18 protein-coding genes are annotated in these 19,673 nt (G+C 69.6%); 7 read left to right on the top strand and 11 right to left on the bottom strand.

Features of this window, described 5'->3' with window-relative positions:
• Positions 1-79: 79 nt before the first annotated feature.
• Entirely contained in the window at positions 80-640 is a 561-nt protein-coding gene (locus tag ABT130_RS05050) for a hypothetical protein (protein WP_350952982.1), read from the bottom strand.
• A gap of 119 nt (positions 641-759) precedes the next feature.
• Positions 760-2,151, bottom strand: a complete 1,392-nt coding sequence (locus ABT130_RS05045; protein WP_350952980.1) for an LCP family protein — start codon at positions 2,149-2,151, stop codon at positions 760-762.
• A 227-nt stretch (positions 2,152-2,378) separates the two neighbouring features.
• Here ABT130_RS05045 and ABT130_RS05040 point away from each other — a divergent pair, with 227 nt between their 5' ends.
• Positions 2,379-3,287 carry a hypothetical protein gene (locus ABT130_RS05040; protein WP_350952978.1) on the top strand — a complete coding sequence of 303 codons (909 nt, stop codon included), beginning with the start codon at positions 2,379-2,381 and terminating at the stop codon, positions 3,285-3,287.
• Here the strand turns inward: ABT130_RS05040 and ABT130_RS05035 are convergent.
• The 5 genes from ABT130_RS05035 to ABT130_RS05015 are packed head-to-tail and all read right to left on the bottom strand — an operon-like array spanning position 3,242 to position 8,510.
• Positions 3,242-4,207: an NAD-dependent epimerase/dehydratase family protein gene (locus ABT130_RS05035; protein WP_350952976.1), complete on the bottom strand. Its 966-nt coding sequence runs from the start codon at positions 4,205-4,207 to the stop codon at positions 3,242-3,244. The genes ABT130_RS05040 and ABT130_RS05035 overlap by 46 nt on opposite strands.
• Positions 4,200-5,705 carry a class I adenylate-forming enzyme family protein gene (locus ABT130_RS05030; RefSeq protein WP_350952974.1) on the bottom strand — a complete coding sequence of 502 codons (1,506 nt, stop codon included), beginning with the start codon at positions 5,703-5,705 and terminating at the stop codon, positions 4,200-4,202. Before ABT130_RS05030 ends, ABT130_RS05035 begins: the two co-directional genes overlap by 8 nt.
• Positions 5,702-6,823 (bottom strand): cytochrome P450, encoded by a 1,122-nt coding sequence (locus ABT130_RS05025; protein WP_350952972.1) that lies wholly within the window; start codon positions 6,821-6,823, stop codon positions 5,702-5,704. Before ABT130_RS05025 ends, ABT130_RS05030 begins: the two co-directional genes overlap by 4 nt.
• The gene (locus ABT130_RS05020; RefSeq protein WP_350952970.1) at positions 6,820-7,551 is read right to left on the bottom strand and encodes a glycosyltransferase family 2 protein; all 732 of its coding nucleotides are present in this window, start codon (positions 7,549-7,551) and stop codon (positions 6,820-6,822) included. The genes ABT130_RS05025 and ABT130_RS05020 overlap by 4 nt, the downstream gene beginning before the upstream one ends.
• Entirely contained in the window at positions 7,551-8,510 is a 960-nt protein-coding gene (locus ABT130_RS05015) for a 3-oxoacyl-ACP synthase III family protein (protein ID WP_350952968.1), read from the bottom strand. The genes ABT130_RS05020 and ABT130_RS05015 overlap by 1 nt, the downstream gene beginning before the upstream one ends.
• A gap of 156 nt (positions 8,511-8,666) precedes the next feature.
• On the opposite strand from ABT130_RS05015, the gene ABT130_RS05010 reads away from it, so the two are divergent.
• The 3 genes from ABT130_RS05010 to ABT130_RS05000 all read left to right on the top strand — a co-directional run bounded on the left by ABT130_RS05010 (position 8,667) and on the right by ABT130_RS05000 (position 12,110).
• The gene (locus tag ABT130_RS05010) at positions 8,667-10,106 is read left to right on the top strand and encodes an MFS transporter (RefSeq protein WP_350952966.1); all 1,440 of its coding nucleotides are present in this window, start codon (positions 8,667-8,669) and stop codon (positions 10,104-10,106) included.
• A gap of 90 nt (positions 10,107-10,196) precedes the next feature.
• Positions 10,197-10,577 (top strand): ArsR/SmtB family transcription factor, encoded by a 381-nt coding sequence (locus ABT130_RS05005; RefSeq protein WP_350913531.1) that lies wholly within the window; start codon positions 10,197-10,199, stop codon positions 10,575-10,577.
• Between the two features lie 180 nt (positions 10,578-10,757).
• On the top strand, positions 10,758-12,110 hold the full coding sequence (locus ABT130_RS05000; protein WP_350952964.1) for an ABC transporter substrate-binding protein: 1,353 nt from the start codon (positions 10,758-10,760) through the stop codon (positions 12,108-12,110).
• Here the strand turns inward: ABT130_RS05000 and ABT130_RS04995 are convergent.
• On the bottom strand, positions 12,096-13,091 hold the full coding sequence (locus ABT130_RS04995) for a GlxA family transcriptional regulator (RefSeq protein ID WP_350952962.1): 996 nt from the start codon (positions 13,089-13,091) through the stop codon (positions 12,096-12,098). The genes ABT130_RS05000 and ABT130_RS04995 overlap by 15 nt on opposite strands.
• Before the next feature lie 99 nt (positions 13,092-13,190).
• Complete coding sequence (locus ABT130_RS04990) at positions 13,191-14,525, bottom strand: sensor histidine kinase (RefSeq protein WP_350952960.1); 1,335 nt, start codon at positions 14,523-14,525, stop codon at positions 13,191-13,193.
• Positions 14,526-14,671: 146 nt separating this feature from the next.
• On the opposite strand from ABT130_RS04990, the gene ABT130_RS04985 reads away from it, so the two are divergent.
• The gene (locus ABT130_RS04985) at positions 14,672-14,809 is read left to right on the top strand and encodes a hypothetical protein (RefSeq protein WP_350952958.1); all 138 of its coding nucleotides are present in this window, start codon (positions 14,672-14,674) and stop codon (positions 14,807-14,809) included.
• A gap of 9 nt (positions 14,810-14,818) precedes the next feature.
• Here ABT130_RS04985 and ABT130_RS04980 read toward each other — a convergent pair whose 3' ends face one another.
• A complete protein-coding gene (locus ABT130_RS04980) occupies positions 14,819-16,243 on the bottom strand; it encodes an LCP family protein (protein ID WP_350952956.1) in 1,425 nt (474 codons plus the stop codon).
• Positions 16,244-16,395: 152 nt separating this feature from the next.
• Between ABT130_RS04980 and ABT130_RS04975 the strand changes: the two genes are divergently transcribed.
• Both ABT130_RS04975 and ABT130_RS04970 read left to right on the top strand, forming a co-directional pair.
• On the top strand, positions 16,396-16,908 hold the full coding sequence (locus ABT130_RS04975) for a GNAT family N-acetyltransferase (protein ID WP_350913519.1): 513 nt from the start codon (positions 16,396-16,398) through the stop codon (positions 16,906-16,908).
• 153 nt (positions 16,909-17,061) lie between these two features.
• Positions 17,062-18,771, top strand: coding sequence for an ABC transporter ATP-binding protein (locus ABT130_RS04970; RefSeq protein WP_350952954.1), 1,710 nt, complete (start codon positions 17,062-17,064; stop codon positions 18,769-18,771).
• Between the two features lie 117 nt (positions 18,772-18,888).
• Here the strand turns inward: ABT130_RS04970 and ABT130_RS04965 are convergent, their stop codons facing one another.
• Positions 18,889-19,671, bottom strand: coding sequence for a glycoside hydrolase family 16 protein (locus tag ABT130_RS04965; protein WP_350913515.1), 783 nt, complete (start codon positions 19,669-19,671; stop codon positions 18,889-18,891).
• Between the last annotated feature and the right edge of the window lie 2 nt (positions 19,672-19,673).

Raw genomic sequence — 19,673 nt, 5'->3', positions numbered from 1 at the left:
GTCGCGAACCGCGACCGGGAGGCTGAGGCCGTCAGGACGGTCTCCGATGAGGAACGCCGGACCAGGACTCTCGCGCGGGTCAGGCCGGCTGGTCCCGGCGGCGACGGCGACGGAGCAGGAACCCGGCGGTGGCCAGCCCGGCCGCGGCGGCGGAGGCCAGTGAGATAGGCAGGACCCAGTCGGTCGTCTCCGGCGAAGCCACGGTGTTGACGTCCGTGGCGCAGACCAGCACGGGGCCGGCCGCGCTCCTGCGGGCGCAGGCGGTCGTCGCCAGGTCCCGCACCTGCGCCCCCGCGACCGCGCCGACCCGGGCGCTCAGGTGGACGACGGTCTCCTTCCTGGGCAGGACGTTCACGGTCCACGCCACCTTGCCCTGCTCCACGCGGCCTCCGGCGTCGGCCTTCACGAAGGTCATCGACGGCGGCAGGGACTGCACCAGGAGGATGTGCCTCAACCGGGTGGTTCCCTGGTTGTTGATACGGAGCGTGTACGTGTTCTCCGCGCCGGGAGTGGTGTCCCTCGTCCCGTCGTCGAGGGAGATGGAGAGTGAGGGGACCGGATCATCCCAGGCCGGCTGCCATCCAGCAGCGGGTACGGCGACCGCGGTGAGCAGGCTCAGGCTGGCCAGACGGCGTTTCATCCTCTTACCTCCGTGGCGACTCTAAGTAATCACTCCATAACAGCATTCCGGCCCTCGTGGGCGCTCTCAACGCGCCGGGTGTGTCGCTCATCAGCCGTTACCCGCTGGTCTGCCGTCCGTCAGTCGCAGGCGGAGTCGAGGACGACGGCGCTCGCCCCCGCGCGCTCCCCGGCGTTCCTGCCGCGGTTCCCCGTCGGTACGGCGGGCACGGCGGCGTCGGCCCCGGCGGGCGGGGCCGCCAGGGTGGCGATGACCTCACGCCTGATCAGGTGGTAGTCGGGCGCACCCGTATAGATCAGCGGGGGCACGAACTGGAGGCTCCTGATCCTGGAGTTCTTCACCTTCTCCGAAAGCTCGACCAGGTCGGGCAGTAGCTGCCGCGGTATGTCGGTGGAGATCGCGTCGACGGTGGCGGTGGCCAGCCTCTCGAAGCTCTTGAACACCGTCACCGGGTCGGCCTGCTTGGCGACGGCGTTCAGCAGGCATTTCTGGCGGCTCATCCGTACGTAGTCGTCGCTGAAGGTGCGGGACCTGCCATACCAGAGCGCCTCCTCGCCCGAGAGTTTCCGCCGGCCCGCCTCGATCCGGCCCTCGTTCTGCCTGCCGTACACGATGGGGTCCTTGATACGGATCCGCACGCCGCCCATCGCATCGACGATTTCCACGAACCCCCTCATGTCAACCATCGCGTAATAGGAGATGTCGAGTCCGAGGATGCCGCCGACCGTCCTTTTCAGCAGCGAGGGGCCGCGGTGCCTCTTGCCCAGCCTCGGGGCCATTTCCGGGTAGTCCTCGGCGTACTGGTAGACCTCGTTGAGCATGCCCGGTGTGTAGGGCGGCTCGCCTTCGAAGCCGAAGGGGAATCGCTCGCGGGCCGGGCCCGGCGGCATCGGGACTTTCTCCAGATTCCGCGGCAGGCCGAAAAGCACAGTTTCGCCGGTCCGGGTGTCGACGCTGGCCACGGTCATGCTGTCGGTGCGCACGCCGACCCGGTTGGCCGCCGCGTCCGCGCCGATGAGCAGGATGTTGATCCGCTCCATGCCCTTCCACGGGTCCGTCGGCATCGGCGTGACGCTCTCCGCGAACACCGAGGTCACCACGCTCTGGGAGACGTAGGCCAGCCGAGCCACATAGATCATCGGAGCGGTCACCAGCACGCACAGCAGGCCGACGGCGGCGGTTGAGAGGTACTGGGCCGCGGGCGATGACGACTCCGGCCGCACCAGCAGGTAGGAGTGTATGACCACGGCCACCGCCACGGTGGCCAGCAACATCGCGGCGAGCGCGAAGGCCCAGAGCCAGGCGGGTTGTACGGCGAGGGCGAGCAGGGCGGGCCCCGCGGTCAGCACGGCGATCGCGGCGGCTCCGGCGAGGGTCAGCTCGATGCCCATCAGAAAGGCGCCCGTCAGGCGGCGGCCCGCCCAGATATGGGCCAGGCCCCACAGAACGGCCGAGCCCAGTGTCAGTGCCAGACTCGATCCGACGCCTGTCCGCCCCGTGTTATCGGCCATAGCCCTACATCTCCTGTCCGTCACCCCAATACGTCGCAGGTTAGTAACGGTTTCCAGTTGAATGGGCTATGTGGTTGTTCGACGCGCTGAGGGTGGTCGGTCAAGGTTTGTAAACCAGATCGCGCCGTCGGGATGACGCTGACCTCCAAGTTATGGTCAAAAAGGACACGTAATCGATTTTGACTGGCAAACGAGGGGATTTCCAGGTAAAGCGGTTAGGAGGTCCCGTGCGTAAAATGATCAGCTCGATTTTGATCGCGCTCGGCTGCCTTCTCGCGCCCCTTACCCTCGTGGCGTTCTGGACGGCGAACGAGGTGGCGGATCCCGGCGGCTACCTCAGGAACATGGCACCGCTGGCCCGCCACCCGGACGTACGGGACGCGGTCACCGGTCGCGTCGCCAACGAGATCACCCTGAGGTTGCGCGAGCGGGGTGTCGCGGCCGAGGAGGGGCTTGTCCACAACGCGGTGGGGGATCAGGTCGACGATGACTTCGTCACCGCCTGGGTGGAGATCAACAGGCTGGCGCACCGCAGGTTCGTCGCGGTCCTGAGCGCGGATTCCGGCATACCAAGCAGCATCGGCTACGACCTCGCCCCGATGTACGAACTGGTCAGACACCGGCTGCGGAGCGGCGGTCTGGAAGCCGCCTCCCGCCTGCCCAGGACACATCCCGTCGCCGAGGTGCTCCCCGCCTCCGCCGTGGCCAAGATGGACCACATCCATGACAGGCTGATCTCACTGAGGTGGGTTCTGGCGGGTACGTCACCGGCCCTGATCGCCGCCGGGGTCTTCCTGGCCCGCGACCGGTGCACCGCACTGATCGGTGCCGGTATCGGCATGGCCGGGAGCATGTTCACGCTGGCGATCGCCATGTCCGCGCTACGTAACATCTACCTGCCGGACTCCACCGGCCCCGGCGGCCTGCCGGTCGCCGCCGTGCTCGTGATATTCGACGCGCTGACCGCCTTCCTGAGAAACGGCCTGCGCGTGCTCTTCACGCTCGGCCTGCTCATGGCGGGGGTGGTCTTCGTCGCCAGGAACGGGCTCATCCGTTACCAGGCCGCCGCCGCCATGTTCGAATCCCGCGCTCACCAGTCGGAGGATCCGACGAACGACGTCGCCGACGGCCGGTAGCCGAGGCGGGCGCGCGCCGCGGTGATGTCGAGGGTCCGCTCGACGGCCAGGTGGCCCGCGGCGTAGCGCGTCAGCCGGGGCGGGTGCGGGCGTCGGAGCAGCCGGAAGGCGGCCTCGGCGACGGCCGCGACGGGGTCGACCAGCTTCAGGGGCAGATAGTACGGTTCGGCGTCGATGCCGCGCTCCGCGAGGATCGAGCGCAGGGCGTCGTCGAGCATGACGGGTTCGGCGTCGGTCACGTTGAAGACACCGTGGTCGACGGGTCCCGCGGCGGCGAGCAGACAGGCCAGGACCAGGTTGTCCACCGAGGTCAGGCTGATCCGCTGGCGTCCGTCGCCCACCGCGAGAAGCCTGCCACCCCTGACCGCACCGAGGACTCGGGGAAGCAGCGTGGTGTCCCCCCTGCCGTAGACCGCGTGCGGTCGTAGGATGACCGCCCGCTCCAGACACCTCTCCGCGGCGGCCTTCGAGGCGCCGTAGGCGTTCGCGTACCGCCCGACCGGGGCGGCCTCCTCGGTGGCCATCACGGTCGGCAGGAACGGGTCGTAGACGCTCGCCGTGCTGACGTGCACGAACCTGGCGCCGGGGAAGGCCGCGGCCGCGTTGCGGGTGCCGTCGACATTGGCCGCCCAGATGTCGCGCGCCGACCCCCAGTCCGTGACGCTCCCGGCACAGTGGATCACCGCGTCCACCTCCCGCGGCTCCGGTCGCCCGCCGAGGAGATCCCACGATGTGTACGGCGCGTGGCCGACGTGCCCGCCGTCCACTCCGGACCGCCTGCCGAAGGCGAACACCGTCCAGCCCTCCGCCACGGCCGCCCGGCAGACCGCGCCTCCCACGAACCCCGAGGCCCCCGTCACCGCGACCCGCACCGCCCTGCCGCCCGGCCCGGGATCGGTGCCGGCCCGATGCTCAGTCACGGCGGGCGACCAGATCCCGCAGGGCGGCCCGGTCGAGCTTGTCGGCCCGCCCCGAGCGGGGAAAGGCGTCGAGCGGCTCGATCCGGTCGGGCAGGGCCGCCGAGTCCACGATTTCGGGGAGTGCCCCGCGCAGCAGGCCCTCGTCGTAGCCGTCGGTGGGCACGACGGCCAGCACGACCTCCTCGTCCCCGGTGTCGGGGTCGGCGAGTCCGACGATCGCGGCCTCGGCCACCCCGGGCAGCGCCGCGATGCCGGACTCGTACAGGCCCGGATAGATGTTGACGCCGTCGCGGAGGATCATGTCCTTCTTCCGGCCGAGCAGTACCAGCCGGCCGGCGTCGAGCCGGACCAGGTCGCCGGTGGCGATCTCGCGCAACGGCTCCTCACCGAGGTAGCACCGCGCGAGGTGGGGCCCCGAGACGAACAGCTCACCGTCCTCGGCGATCCGGACGCCGACACCGGGCAGCGGTGCCCCGAGCAGGTCCCCCTCGGCCTGGGCCAGCTTCTCCCGCGCCGACGCGATGGCGATGGGGAGCGCCTCGGTCATCGCGTAGACGGACAGCACCTCGGGGCCGGCCTCGATCGCGCGCCGGAGCACGCCCGGCGGGGCGGGGGCGGCGCCGAGCAGGAGGTAGCGGAGGGTTCCGGGAAGTCTGGGGGTCCGGCGCAGCAGCCTGTCCAGGTGCACCGGCACGGCGAAGGTGTGGGTGGCCCGCCTCGCGGCCAGCTCGGCGGCGAGGTCCCCGCCTCCGGGCAGTGACCAGGTCGCCCCGGCCAGCAGGGCGGGGAGGCCGAGCATCAGCTGGTCGGTGTGCACGATGTCGCCGGGGCCGAGCGGGAACACGCTTCTGAACATCTCCAGCCCGGTCGCGAGCGACCTTCGGGTGTGCACCACCCCTCGCGGGCGTGCCGTGGTCCCGGAGGTGAAGATCACCGCCGCCGGCTGGTCCGGGTCGGATCGGTACGCCCGCGGCCCGGACGGGCCGGACGGTGATCGGAGGATCCCAGACAGCCGTAGCGCCCCTCGGGGAACCCCCGGCAGCCACGGGCCGGTGTACAGGTGGCGGACGGGCCGGCCGGGAAGCGGATCGGCGAGGTTCGGCAGGAGCAGGCCGCGGCGGCGGGCCAGGCTCCTGAGCGGGCCGCTCAGCGTGTAGAGCAGGGACTCGCTGATCACCCACGCGGGCCGGGTCGCGGCCATGCGGGCCGCGAGCACGTCGGGCGCCAGCCCGGGGTCCGCGAGGACGAGCGTCCCGCCCGCCGCGACCGCCCCCAGCGCCAGCGTCACCGCGTCCACCCCGGGCCGCACCGCGAACAGCACCCCGTCCCCGGGCCGCATCCCGTTCTCAGGTGACGGCCCGCCCATCGCGTCGCGGACCGCCGACACCCGGCGGGCGAGCTCACCGTAGGTGATCTCGCGGCCTCGGCCGTCGACGATGGCGGTCCGTCCCGGCTCCCGCCCGGCGATGGTCATGATCCCGTTGATGATGTCGTTCATGTGGCACTGACCCACAGGTGCTCGTAGGTGGGAATGAGGACCCCCCTGGCCGCGCGCCGTCGCAGGACGCGTACCCGGTGGGAGAGCAGGACGGAGGCCACCGCCCGGATCTCCGCCAGGGCCAGCGGGTAGCCGATGCAGAAGTGCGGGCCCGCGCCGAACCAGAGCCTGCGCAGCTCGGGCGGGTGAGGGCGGGAGGGATCGAACGGGCCGTACGCCCTGGCGCAGTTGTGGGTGACGATCAGCACCCGGTCACCGGGGCGCACCGCGGCCTTGCCGACGCGCGCGGCGGTGGACACCGAGCGGAGCATCAGCGGGGTCGGCGTGGTGACCCGCATGGCCTCCTCGATGATCCGGTCCAGGTCGTCCACCGGGGTCCGGTGGTCGTGCAGGAGGGCGAAGAGCCGGGGGACGAACGTGGCGACCGTCTCGGTACCGGTCAGGAAGAACGCCCCGGCCGCTCCCCTGGCCTCGGCGGGCGAGAGCCCCTGTGCCCGCATCCGGCCCATCACCGTGGACTCGTCGGCGGCCTCATAGGCGGCCTGCGCGATGTCCCCGATCCGGTCCAGCACCTGCCGGGCGGCCGCCACCTGCCGATCCGACAGCCGCCGCGAGCGGAGCGAGACCATCGAGACGACCCGCTCCCCGTCCGCGAACAGCTCCCTGGCCCGAGCCTCGGAGACCTCGCCCAGCCCGATCACCCGGCAGATCACCGCTCCGGCCATCAGCCGCATGGCGTCCACCAGGTCGACCGCCTCGCCGCGTCCCAGCCGCGCCGAGAGGTCGTCGAGCGGCCCGCGGAGCACGTCGTCCACCAGCGCCGAGACGTATCCGGGGGTGAACAGCGGCATCAGCTTCCTGCGCAGCGCGAGGTGGCCCGCTCCCTCCATGTTGAGCAGCACGGAGGGGCCGAGCACGGGCGTCCACAGGTCGCCGGGCGATCCGGGACCGTCCTTGCGGAACCGCTCGTCCATCAGCACGGCCCGCGCGACGGTGGCGTCGTTGACCACGACGCCCAGCCCGGGAACCCGCACCACGGGCCCGAGTCTGGCCAGCAGCCGCAGGAGCGGGTAGGCGAAGGGATGCGCGGCCAGGTAGAGCCGCGTCTCGTGGTTCACCGGACGTCGATCACTTCTGGGCGGTAGTGGTGGTCGGCATACCAGGCGAGGGTGCCCGCGAGGCCGTACGCCCTGAGCCTGCGCACGGAGCCGAAGACCACCACGTCGCGGCGCGAGCCGTACGCGGCGGTGAGCATGCGCACCCGGTTGACCAGGGCGCGGTCCTCGTGGACCTCCTCGATCGCGGTCCTGGGGAAACCACCCGCGCGGTCGTAGAGCTCCGCGGTGATGGCCAGGGTGGCGCCGGGCATCATCACGTACGGCCCCAGGTAGCGCGGGTCCCTGTTGCCGGGCCGAAAGCGCCCGAAGGTGGCCGCCACCTCCACCACGAACGGGATGAGGTGCCGCTCCCAGAACTTCAGCCGGAACTCGTCGGTCCGGGGGCGCAGCTGGCCGCCGACCATCTCCAGCCCGTCGCCGAAGGCCCGCCGGATGTTGCGCACCCAGTCGGGGCGGGGCAGGCAGTCGGCGTCGGTCCTGGCCAGGTGGGTCGCCCCGTGCGCGATGGCGTGGCGCATGCCGGTGTCGGAGGCGGCGCCCGTGCCCTTCCGGGTCTCGACGATCACCTGGACACCGTGCCGCCGGACGATCTCGGCGGTGCCGTCGGTGCTCGCGTTGTCCACCACGAGCAGTGTGAAGTCCCGGTCGTCCTGCTCGGCCAGCGCTCTCAGCGTCGCCTCGATGCCGTGGGCCTCGTTGTAGGCAGGGATGATCACCCAGAGATCCATCACATCTCCGCCAGGATCACGCCGGTACTGATCCCGCCGCCCAGCCCGAGCAGCGCCACCCGGTCGCCAGGCCGCCAGCCGCCCAGCGCGAGCTGGAGCGGCAGCGTGGTCGAGGCGCAGTTGCCGTGCTCGGGCAGGCTGACCACGAGCCTGTCGGCGGGGATGCCGAGCACCTGGGCCAGGAAGCGCAGGTAGGGCAGCGCCACCTGGTGTACCGCCACGATGGCGAAGTCGTCCCAGGTCAGGCCGGTGTGCTTGAGCGCGTTGAGGAAGATGTCCGGGCCGATCATCTCGAACGCCTCCTTCAACCTGCGCCCGTCGCCGCGGAAGTAGGAGTATTCGGGGTCGCGAGGATGCGCCGAACCGCCTCCCGGCAGGGTGCCGATCGCCCACGCCGTGGAGTCGGCCGCGAAGTCGCGGTAGAAAATGCCACGTTCCATATCGGCGGCGACCATGACCGCGGCTCCGGTGTCCGACATCGTGTAGCCCGCGAAGGAGTCGACGAACTGCGCGCGATCCCTGACCCGCCAGCGGATCGCCCGTGAGGGGATCTCGCCCGAGCAGACCAGTACCTTGCGGTGCGCCCCGGACAGGATCAGCGCCTCGGCGATCTGGATCCCGTTGAGCATGCTGTTGCAGGCGTTCTTGACGTCGAACACCGGGCAGGAGAGTCCCAGCTTGGCCGCCACGATGTGCGCGGTGGCGGGCTCGACCATGTCCTGCGAGGCCGACGCGAAGACGAGCAGGTCGACGTCTGAGTGGTCGAGGCCGCGGGCCGCCTCGGCGGCCAGGTCCGAGGCCTGCTGGTCATCGCGGGCCACATGGCGCCGTCGGATTCCCGTCAGCCTCTCGACGACGCCTCCGTAGGGCACGTAGCCCTCTATCCGCCGCTCCACATCCGCGCTGGACATGGTCCGTTCCGGCAGATACGTCGCGACGCCCGTGATCCGGGCTTTCATTGATCTCCCTAAACAGGATTAAGTCTCCCCATGTCCCCATGCTCGCGCAATGTATCGAAAAGGTGGGGATTTGTCCTGATCGCGCAGCCGAGGGCCAATGAAGCGGCGCGTCTCACACCGGCATAAGCCGGTTATGCGGGGGTAACCGCTCCTGTCGTGAGCGACGTTCAGACGGGGACCGTGACCACGAAGGTCCCCGCGAGGTTGGACCGGCTGCCGTGGTCACGATGGCACTGGATGATCGTCGTCGGCCTCGGCACCGTCTGGATCCTCGACGGCCTCGAAGTGACGATCATCGGAAACCTCTCCGCCCAGCTGGCCAAGGAGGGCAGCGGCCTGGCGATCACCCAGGCCCAGGTCGCAGGGCAGGCCGCGGCCCTCTACGTGGCGGGGGCGTGTCTCGGGGCGCTGTTCTTCGGCTGGCTCACCGACAGGTTCGGCCGGAAGAAGATGTTCATCATCACGATGGCCGTCTACCTGGTCGCCACCGCCGCGACGGCGTTCTCCTTCTCCGTCTGGTGGTTCTTCCTGTTCCGGTTCCTGACCGGTTTCGGCATCGGCGGCGAGTACGCGGCCGTCAACTCGGCCATCGACGAGCTCATCCCGAGCCGCCATCGCGGCAGGATCGACATCATCATCAACGGCAGCTACTGGCTCGGCGCCGCCGGAGGCGCGCTGCTGACCGTGCCGCTGCTCGACAACCTCCCGCTGAACATCGGCTGGCGTGTCGCCTTCGGGATGGGGGTGGTGCTCGGCCTGGCCATCCTGCTGGTCCGCAGACACGTGCCGGAGAGCCCTCGCTGGCTGTTCATCCACGGCCGCGACCGGGAGGCCGAGAGGCTGGTCGACGAGGTGGAGAAGCGGATCGAGCGCGAGGAGGGCGTCCCGCTCGACGAGCCCTCGCGGTCGATGACCATCCACCAGCGCACGTCGATCGGCTTCGGGCGGATCGCGCACACCATGGTCGCCCGCTACCCCAAGCGCACGGTCCTCGGCCTGGCGCTCTTCATCGGTCAGGCGTTCCTCTACAACGCCATCACCTTCGGGTACGCACAGATCCTGTCGACCTTCTTCGGCATCGTCACCCACACCGGCTACTACTTCGCGGTCATCGCGGTCGGCAACTTCCTCGGCCCGCTCCTGCTCGGGCGGTTGTTCGACACGGTCGGCCGCATCCCCATGATCTCCGGCACCTATATCGGGTCCGGGGTGCTCCTTCTCGGCACGGCCTGGCTGTTCGACCAGGGGGTGCTGACCGCGGTCACGCTCACCGCCTGCTGGTGCGTCGTGCTCTTCTTCGCCTCCGCCGGGGCGAGCGCGGCCTACCTGACGGTCAGCGAGATCTTCCCGATGGAGACCCGGGCCATGGCGATCGCGTTCTTCTACGCGATCGGCACCTTCGCCGGTGGCGTGTCCGGACCGCTGGTCTTCGCCAACCTGGTCAAGAGCGGCAGACCCGGTGACACGGCGCTGGCCTTCTGTATCGGCGCGACCCTCATGATCATCGCAGGGCTGGTGGAGCTCTTCCTCGGGGTCAAGGCCGAGGGCAGGAGCCTGGAGGACATCGCCCGGCCACTGAGCGCCAAGCAGGACTGACCGTCCCGCCGGGCTCGCGGGACCCGCCGCCGTCCGGGCGACTTGGTACGATAGTCGTTATCATTTGAGTATCTGTTCAGGAGTTCGCCCATGGAAGTCGTCGCCGGTCTGGACGCGTGCGTGACCGTGGAGCCCGACGAGGCCAGGGTGGCGGCGACACGGGATCGCCTTGTCACCCCGAGCGAGGCGGCCCGGCTCGCCGACCTGTTCAGGCTGCTGGGCGACCAGACCCGTGCGCAGCTGCTGTACGCGCTGCTCGAGGCCGGTGAGCTGTGCGTCTGCGATCTCGCCGAGACCGTCGAGGTCAGCGACACCGCCGTGTCGCACGCCCTGAGGCTGCTGCGGACGGCGGGCATCGTGGCCAATCGCCGGTCCGGCCGGATGATCTACTACCGTCTCGCCGACGCCCACGTCAGGATGCTCCTCGACCTCAGTCGCGAGCACCTCCGTCACGAGATCGTCGAGGGCTGAGAGCCGGTTGTCGCCGGGGTTCGCCGCGCGGTTCACGGCAGGGTTGAGGGGCGCAGCGGGGTTTTAGCGGCCGTCGTCGCGGCAGAAGAGCACATAAGATCTTTTTTCACGATCTACACCGTGATTGGACTCGCCGGGCTGAACACCGTCACCCGCACCGTGATCCTTTTGGAGGTATGCATGCGTGGTACAGCTCGCGTGTTCGCCATGACCGCCGCCCTCGCCCTGGGGTTGACCGCCTGCGGTGCCGGCGGGGCGGCCGAGGGCGGGAAACCGGCCGAGCAGTCCGTTTCCAAGCCCACGGAGAAGCCGGCCGAGAAGCCCGCAGGGCCCGTCACCCTGAAGTACTGGACCTTCTCCCCGCCCGAGGCCGGGCTGAAGGCGGCGCTCGCCGCCTTCGAGGAGGCGAATCCCGGCATCAAGGTCGACCTGCGCACCTTCGGTGAGGCCGACTACCGCAAGCGGCTGCCCAAGGCACTCGACGGCGGCGAGGCGCTCGACGTCGTCGGCATCCACATCCCGACCATGACCGGCGCGGTCAAGAACCGGCTCCGTCCGGTCGCCGACTGGAAGGACGAGGTCTCCGGCGACCTGCTCGGGAAACTCGACCCGGTCGTGGTCAAGCAGACGGAGCAGGTCGCCAAGGACGGCACGCTCTACTCGGTCCCGATGGGATCCACCGCCGGCGCGGTCATGTACTACGACGCGGCTCTCCTGTCCGAGCTCGGGGAGTCCTTCCCCAAGACGGTCGCCGATCTCGAATCCATCGTCATGCGGGTCAGGAAGGAGATCCCCGACCTTCAGCCGATCGTCTTCTCCGGCGAGCCGCGCCGGCAGGAGGAACTGCTGTTCACCATCGCCGGTCAGACCGACCCGACCCTCTCCGACGACCTGCTGGCCGGCGGAAAGTCGTGGAAGAGCGCCGAGATGGTCTCGGCCCTGACCGGCTATGGGGCGATGTTCGACAGGGGCATGCTGGCGAGGTCCACGCTGGCCCTCAGGGGTGACGGCCCGGCCGAGCTCTTCCGCTCCGGCAAGGCGCTGTTCCTGGTGGACGGCTCAGGCCAGAGCTCGATGCTGTCCACGTCCTACCGCAGGACCGGCAAGTTCTCCGTCAAGAAGATCGGCGCCGGTCCCTTCCCCACTGTCCTGCCGGACGCCAGGCCGGCCGTCCGTAGCACGGCCGAGGTGGGCCTGGCCGTCCCCAGGAATTCCGGGCACGTGGCCGAGGCGGCCACGCTGATCGAATTCCTGACCGTGGGCGACGGCGTCTCCAGCTGGGCCGGAGACCTGACGATGGTCCCCGCGGCTGCGGACTTCAAGGTGGAATCGTCGGTCTTCGCCACCCCGGAGGGTAAGGACGGCTACGCCGCGCTCCAGGAACTCATCCGGGGCGGCGGCTCGCTGAACGTCCCCGACGAGGTGTTCCTGGAGCGCGCGGAGGGCGATGTGATTCTCGATGTCGCCCACGGCAGGATCACCCCGGAGAAGGCGGCGGCCCGTCTGCAGGAGGAGTGGTCACGCAGCCGGTGACGGCTCCGGATCCGGTGCGGCCTCCACGGGCCGGAACGTGCGGCGGTAGGCCAACGGCGAGACGCCGACGGCCACCTGCAGGTGCTGGCGGAGCGAGGCCGCGGTGCCGAACCCGGCCCGCAGGGCGATGCCGTCCACCGGCAGGTCGCTGCTCTCCAGGAGCTGCCGGGCCAGCTCCACCCGCTGCAGGATGAGCCACTGTCCGGGGCTGAGGCCCACCTCGTCGCGGAAGCGCCGGGTGAAGGTACGGCGGCTCATCCGGGCGTGGGCGGCCAGCTCGCTGAGGGGGAGCGGCTTGTGCAGCCGTTCCAGCGCCCAGGCCCTGGTCGCCGCGGTGGTCGCGGCGGTCGGCGCGGGAAGCGGGCGCTCGATGAACTGGGCCTGGCCGCCGTCGCGCCACGGCGGCACGACGCATCGCCTGGCCACCCGGTTGGCCACCTCGGTGCCGTGGTCGCGCCGGACGATGTGCAGGCAGAGGTCGATCCCCGCGGCCACTCCGGCGGAGGTGAGCACATCCCCGTCGTCCACGAACAGCACGTCCGGGTTGACCCTGACCCGGGGAAACAGCTTCTGGAAGTGCTCGGTGTGGCTCCAGTGGGTGGTCGCGGGGCGGCCGTCGAGCAGTCCGGCCGCCCCGAGCACGTAGGCGGCGGTGCAGATCGAGACCAGGCGGGTGCCCGGCCGGATGAGCGCGATCGCGTCGGCCATGGGCCTGGTGAGCCGTCCCTCGGTGGAGACGGGGCCGAGCGCGTGGGTGGCGGGGATCACCACGGTGTCCGCTCCGGCCAGGGCCTCGGCTCCGTGGTCCACCGCGATCGAGAAGTCGGCGTCGGTGCGTACCGGGGCGCCGTCGACGGTGCAGGTGAGCACCTCGTAGAGCCGCTCGCCCTCGGGGCTCCTGGCGATACCGAAGATGCGCGGCGGGATGCCAAGCTCGAAGGGGATCACACCGTCCATGGCGAACATGACGATCCTGTGCATGGCCTGATTCTCACATATGACGGATACGGGCCATCTCCGCAGGGGCCGCATCTTGTGGTCACCAGGGTGGTCTCTCCGCCAACCCGTCGGAGGGATCCCTCAGCGGCGTGTGGCGGTCGACAGCGGGAGGCAGAGGACGATTCGGGCGCCGTTGCCGGTGGCGCGGTCGGTGGCATAGAGCCTGCCCTGGTGTGCCAGGGCGATGTCCCTGGCTATGGGCAGGCCCAGGCCGGTTCCCCCGGCGTCGCGGCTGCGCGCCGAATCCAGGCGGGTGAACCGCTGGAAGATCCGCTCATGCTCCCCGGCCGGGATGCCGAGCCCGTCGTCGATGACCTCCATCACGGCCTCGCCCCGTTCGTTGCCGACCCGGACCTGTATCTCCTTCGTCGCGTGCCGGTCGGCGTTGGTGAGCAGATTGGTCAGCAGCCGGGTCAGCTGGAGCCGGTTGCCTCGCACCACGACGTCGGGAGCGAGCTTCAACAGCACCTCGTGCCGGTGGGGCCACCGCTCCACCTCGGCGGTGACCAGCTCGGAGAGGTTGATCTGCTCCGATGTACTCTGCACGCCGGCGTCGAGGCGGGTGAGCAGCAGAAGGTCGTCGATGATGGCCTGGAGCCGTTCTGCGTCCGCCAGCACGGCGCGCATGGTCGTGTGCGAGTCCTCCGCGTTGGGATCGGAGATCGCCAGTTCGAGTTTGGTGCGCAGCCCGGTCAGCGGGGTGCGCAGCTCGTGGGAGGCGTCGGAGGCGAAGCGGCGCTGGTTCTCCACAGCCCGCTCCAGTCTCTCGAGGGTCGCGTTGACGGTCTTGGTGAGCTGCGCCACCTCGTCCTCGGAATCGGGTACGGGCATCCGGCGGCTGAGGTCGGTGGCGGTGATCTCGGCCATCTTGGCGCGGATCCGCGCCACCGGTTTCAGGGTGCGACCGGCGAGCTGCCAGGTACCCCAGCCGAGCAGCGCGAGGAGCACGGAGCCGAAAAGCGCCAGTGAGATCTCCAGGACGTTGGTACGGAGCAGTTGGGGTTCCGGTGCCGCCGCGTAGACCATCACCTTGCCGTAGGGGGAGTGATCGATCCGGAAGCCCACGATGATGTAGCACGTCTGCCGCCCCGTGGGGAAGGTCATGCAGGACGTCCCGTTCACCTGGAGGTCGCCGTCGGTAGGGAGTGTTTCGCTGATCCTGGGCTTCCCCTTCATGGCGGGGCTGGCGGCGACCACCCGGCCGTCGGCCGCGACGACCTGGATGAGGGAGATGTGGCTGGTGGGAAGGACGACGGCGTTCGCGGGCCCGTTCTCGACGCTCTGGACCGCCTTCCCGGCGGCCTCGGCCACCGCGTCGGTGGCGTCGGTCAACACTTTGTCCCGCACGACATCCTGTATGGCGAACATGCCGATCCCCAGCACCAGCATGAACAGGACGAGCGCGGTGAGGGTCATGCGGCCCTGGATCGAACGTGGATATCGCAATGCTGACGTTCCCCCTCGAAAGGGCCTTTACTTCTATAAATGCATACTTAGGACTATTTATAGGTTATTGGTATTAATCAGACAGCAAAGCCGGGTCAAGTTTTTATGCTCATTTGATGGTGAAGGGAAATGGCTTCCAGCTCAGACGGGATCGGGAGGAAGCCGCCGGGGCCTTCGCGGCATCCCGATGGCAGCCGGTCGATCATGGCCTGCTCGGCGTCCCTCCCGTACGGCTCGCCTCGAAGTCCATCTGACGGGAACGGTCAGGCGCCGGTGCACGAGTCGTGGGTCGCGTCGAAACCCTTCAGGCTCTCGTTGTCGTTGCGGGGAAGCGGCTTCAGGCCTCTCCAGTCGTCACCGATCGTCAGGATGAGCCTTCCCGTGGTCGCCCAGGAGACGGGCTTGGGGGTGGAGACGATCAGGTCTCGGCTGAGGGTGGGCGCCTTGGCGGTGCCGTTCGGCGAGTAGGCGATCGTGGTCGCCGGGTACGGCTTGCGCAGGGCGTCGCCGATCCTGGCGACGTGATAGCCCCGCTCCTCCAACTGGACCGCCACTCCGGTGGCCAGGCCGGACCGCATGGTTCCGTTGCGCACCTCTATCTGGATCTTCGATCGGGGCACCCTGGACTGGCCGCCCCTGACCCCGGAGCCGGCGATCGCCCGGTCCGTCGCGACGATACGGAACAGCCTGCCGCTCTGCGGCTCGACCCATTCCACCCGGCCCGGGTGGACCAGCGAGTAGCGCCACGGGGTGGTGATGAAGTGGATCTGCCCGGCGGCGAGCCCCTCGGCGCTGGTGGCCAGGTCCTTCATGACGCCCGGGGTGAGGCCGGGATCGGTGGTGACCGATTTCGTCGCCGCGTCCAGGAAGCCGAAGAGCCGGGCCGGGTCGGTGAGCGTCTCACCGCTCATGACCTTCTTGACCATGGAGGCGATGAACATCTGCTGGCGCTGGATGCGCCCGATGTCCGATCCGTCACCCAGGCTGTAGCGGGCCCGTACGTAGCCCAGGGCCTGCTCACCCCCGAGGTTCTGACGTCCGGCGGACAGGTGGAGCAGGGCCTTCTTGTCGTCGATCGCCTCGGGCACGCAGATCTCCACGCCACCGACCGCGTCGACCATGTCCTTGAAACCGGTGAAGTCGACCTTCACGAAGTGGTCGATGTGGATGCCGGTGAGCGATTCGACGGTCTTCCAGGTGCAGGTGATGCCGCCGGAGTTGAACGACTCGTTGATCATGCCCAGGTGCGGCCGCTGCCCTGGCAGCCCCTGCCTGGCCCGGCAGGCGGGGAGCTGGACCATCGAGTCACGCGGGAAACTGATGACCATCGCGTTGTCCCGCTTCGGCGAGATGTGCGCGAGCATGATCGTGTCGGTCCGCTCGCCCGCGACCCGGCCGTACCTCGCGTTCTTGCCGTTTCGCTGGTCCGAGCCGACGATCAGGACGTTCATCGCACTGGTCGCGACCTTGGCCGGCCGGCGTCCGAGGTCCTCCGCGGTGACCTCGACGTGCTTGACGTTGCCGGTCAGCTTGACGTACGCGCCGGCCACGGTCCCGCCCGCCACGAGCAGCACGGCGGTGACGGCGGCCACCAGCCACCACAGCCACCTGCGACCAGGGCGGAACGAGCGCCGACCGGGTGGAACCGGGGGCGGCTCGGGGAACGCGCCGATCACTCCGCTGCTCACGTGACTCCCGGGGGGGGAAAGGGGCCACGGCATGCGCCCGTGACCAAGGAGCCGTACTCCGGCCGTCGCCGAGTGTACTGATCTTCCGGCGCGGTGAGGTTCTTTACGCGGCATATCCCGTATAGGGGTGCATGTCCTGTTACGATCCGCCGGTGATTATCCGTGACGGGCACCTCGGCGACGTACCGGCTGTCCTGGCGATGTTCGACAGCGCGGTGGCGTGGCTGACCTCCCAGGGGCGCACCGGCCAGTGGGGCAGCGAACCGTTCTCGACTGACGCGGCCCGTGTGGAGAGTGTCACCTCATGGGCGACGTCCGGCGGGATGCGCGTCGCCGAACTCGACGGCCGGCCCGCGGGATGCCTGGTCGTGGGGTCCGCGATGCCCTACGTCACCCCCGCCTCCGAGCCCGAGCTGTACGTCCAGGGGCTGGTCATCGACCAGCGGTTCCACGGTCGCGGGGTCGGCTCGGCCCTGCTGGAGCGTGCCAGGGCCGAGGCCGTCGAGCGGGAGGTCGCGCTGCTGCGGGTCGACTGCTACGGCGGCGACGACGGTCGCCTGGTGGCGTACTACGAGAGCCAGGGCTTCACCAGGACCGAGAGTTTCAAGGTCGGCGACTGGCCCGGTCAGCTCCTGGAGATGAGGCTTCCCGCAGCGAGGGACTGAACGGCTCGCGACGGGCGGGGTGGTCCGGCGGCGGCACGCGCGGGCTTGTCACGCGGCCGAAATTTCGATACGAGAGGATTGACCGGAGATCTACCACTATTTGGGGGATTTGTGGTTGGCGCTCTCGATCATCGCTACCGCGGTGAGCATCCAATGCGTACGCTCGCCTATCTCTTCCGGGAGGACCGCCTCAGGCTGCTCGTGGCGGTCTTCGCCTTCCTCTTCAAGCACAGCCCCACCTGGCTGCTGCCGCTGATCACGGCCAATGTCGTCGACATCGTGGTCGGTCACGGCCCGATCGCGCATCTGTGGGTCAACGCGGGCGTGCTGCTCGTCCTGCTGCTCCTCAACTATCCCCTCCACCTGCTCTACGTCCGCTGCCTGCACGGAGCCATCCGCCGGATGGGGACGGACCTGCGCTCCGCGCTCTGCCGCCGCATGCAGCAGCTCTCCATCGGCTACCACTCGCGGGTCAGCGCCGCCGTACTCCAGACCAAGGTCATCCGGGACGTCGAGAGCGTGGAGCAGACCAGCCAGCAGGCGGCGGACATGGGCCTGTCCGCGCTCACCATGCTGGCCGGGGGCCTGGTGGTGATCGCCGTGCGGGTGCCCGCCGCGATGCCGGTCTTCCTGGTGGTGGTACCCGCCGCCGCGCTGCTCGTGATGCGGATGCGCACCCGGCTGCGCGACGACAACGAGAGCTTCCGCCGCGAGGTCGAGCAGCTGTCCACCCGGGTCAGCGAGATGACCACGCTCATCCCGATCACCCGCGCGCACGGCCTGGAACAGGACGCCCTGCACCGCGTCGACGGCACGCTGACCAAGGTGCTGCGCAAGGGGCTCCGGCTGGACCTGCTCAACGGCAGTTTCGGCGCGCTGGCCTGGATCCTGCTCAACACGCTCGGTGTCGCCTTCCTCGCCGGCTCCGCGCTCGTCGCCTACTACCAGGTCATCCCCATCACCGCGGGCGACGTGGTCATGCTCACCACCTTCTTCGCCACCCTCACCTCCGCCGTCACCTCCCTGCTCAGCCTCACCCCGGTGATCAGCAAGGGGCTGGCCTCCGTACGATCCATCGGTGAGGTGCTCCAGGCACCCGACCTGGAGCACAACGCGGGCAAGGAGCAGGTCGTCTCCGTCGGCGGCGAGATCGAGTTCCGCGACGTCGAGTTCTCCTACGGCGAGGGCACCGCGGTCACCGGGTTCAACCTCACGGTGACCCCCGGAGAGACGATCGCGCTGGTCGGCCCCTCGGGAGCGGGCAAGTCGACGGTGCTCAACCTCGTCATCGGCTTCGTGCGTCCCACCTCCGGCCGGATCCTGCTGGACGGGCGTGACATGGAGACACTGGACCTGCGGACCTACCGCAGGTTCCTGTCCGTCGTACCGCAGGAGTCGATCCTGTTCGAGGGCAGCATCAGGGAGAACATCACCTACGGCATGGCCGACGTCCCCTCCGACAGGGTGCGGCAGGCGCTCCAGGACGCCAACGCGCTGGAGTTCATCGACCGGCTCCCCGCCGGCCTCGACACGGTCGTCGGAGAGCGGGGCGCCCGTCTGTCGGGCGGCCAGCGCCAGCGTCTGGCCATCGCCCGCGCCCTGATCCGCGACCCGCGTGTGCTGATCCTGGACGAGGCCACCTCCGCCCTGGACACCCGCTCGGAGGCGCTCATCCAGGAGGCGTTGACCCGACTGGTCGCCGGGCGCACGGTCCTTGTCGTCGCTCACCGGCTGTCGACCATCCGCGGCGCCGACCGCATCGTGGTCATGCGCGAAGGCGGGATCCAGGAGATGGGCACTCACGACGAGCTGATGCGGTTGCGCGGCGCCTACGCCGGGCTGCAGGGCGCCCAGCTCGCCTGAGCACCTTCCGGCCGCCCGTTTCCCCGCGGAACCAGCCGGTCCCGGAGCAGCCTGTCCGGGAACGTGAGGAGGGCGCGGGACCCATGTCCCGCGCCCTCCCGCCCTACCGAGATGGGGTCAGCCCGCGACGCCCGTCCCGGACGGGTAGATGCGGAGCCAGTCCACCTCCATCCACGCCTCTCCCGAGCTTCCCTGGCCCGGGAACCAGTCCAGCTGCAGGCAGACCGACATCGAACTGCGGGTGGCGTTGCCGGAGCGGAACCACTCCTGCCCGTCGATGTAGCCGACGACGCTGTTGGGAGTGATCTCCACCGCGTAGGTGTGCCAGGTGGTCATGTCGATGTTGGCGTGGGCCTGCTCCTGTCCCTGCGGGGTGTGCAGGAAGAAGTTCGGCCGCTGCCTGTTCGGGTCGTCGATGACCTCCAGGAAGTCCACCTCCTCGCCGGTGGAGCTCTGCACGTTGCCGCCGCCGTCCTTCGGCCACAGCAGGGCGACGGGATGGTACGACCCGGCGCCCGGGTACAGGCGGATGCGGGTCTCCCAGCGCCCGTAGGCCTGGTCGTGACGGGCGGCCAGCCCGGCCGTGGTCCCGTCCTCACGGCCGTACAGGTAGAGCGCCCCGTTGCCGAGGTAGAGCTGCTGCGGAGAGCGGCGGCCGTTACCCGCGTGCCCGGCCGAGTCGTAGAACACCCAGTCGGACTCGTTGAGGTAGTCGTCGAACTCCGCGCACCAGGACGGTGTGCCCCAGTTGAGGGCTTGCGCGGCGCTGGCCTCGCCGGTTGTGGCGGGGGCGCAGGGCGCCGCCTTGACCACCTCTCCCTGGGCCGCGCTGAGAGTGCTCACCGCCAGCGCGGCCACCATGCTGAGTACGGCTACCCGCACGTGGGATCTGGTGATCATGA

Source organism: Streptosporangium sp. NPDC001681 (assembly GCF_040298085.1).
In the GTDB taxonomy this organism is placed as follows: Bacteria; Actinomycetota; Actinomycetes; order Streptosporangiales; family Streptosporangiaceae; genus Streptosporangium.
Note: the sequence above shows the minus strand (reverse complement) of the source record. Positions and strands in the feature narration are given on the sequence as shown.

Excerpts from the sequence above, each read along its gene's own strand:
- ABT130_RS05020 (WP_350952970.1), bottom strand. The coding sequence starts at position 7,551 with ATGGATCTCTGGGTGATCATCCCTGCCTACAACGAGGCCCACGGCATC.
- ABT130_RS04985 (WP_350952958.1), top strand. The coding sequence starts at position 14,672 with ATGGTGAAGGGAAATGGCTTCCAGCTCAGACGGGATCGGGAGGAAGCC.
- ABT130_RS04970 (WP_350952954.1), top strand. The coding sequence starts at position 17,062 with ATGCGTACGCTCGCCTATCTCTTCCGGGAGGACCGCCTCAGGCTGCTC.
- ABT130_RS05050 (WP_350952982.1), bottom strand. The coding sequence starts at position 640 with ATGAAACGCCGTCTGGCCAGCCTGAGCCTGCTCACCGCGGTCGCCGTA.
- ABT130_RS04995 (WP_350952962.1), bottom strand. The coding sequence starts at position 13,091 with ATGCACAGGATCGTCATGTTCGCCATGGACGGTGTGATCCCCTTCGAG.
- ABT130_RS05000 (WP_350952964.1), top strand. The coding sequence starts at position 10,758 with ATGCGTGGTACAGCTCGCGTGTTCGCCATGACCGCCGCCCTCGCCCTG.
- ABT130_RS05015 (WP_350952968.1), bottom strand. The coding sequence starts at position 8,510 with ATGAAAGCCCGGATCACGGGCGTCGCGACGTATCTGCCGGAACGGACC.
- ABT130_RS05005 (WP_350913531.1), top strand. The coding sequence starts at position 10,197 with ATGGAAGTCGTCGCCGGTCTGGACGCGTGCGTGACCGTGGAGCCCGAC.
- ABT130_RS04990 (WP_350952960.1), bottom strand. The coding sequence starts at position 14,525 with ATGACCCTCACCGCGCTCGTCCTGTTCATGCTGGTGCTGGGGATCGGC.
- ABT130_RS05030 (WP_350952974.1), bottom strand. The coding sequence starts at position 5,705 with ATGAACGACATCATCAACGGGATCATGACCATCGCCGGGCGGGAGCCG.
- ABT130_RS05045 (WP_350952980.1), bottom strand. The coding sequence starts at position 2,151 with ATGGCCGATAACACGGGGCGGACAGGCGTCGGATCGAGTCTGGCACTG.
- ABT130_RS04965 (WP_350913515.1), bottom strand. The coding sequence starts at position 19,671 with ATGATCACCAGATCCCACGTGCGGGTAGCCGTACTCAGCATGGTGGCC.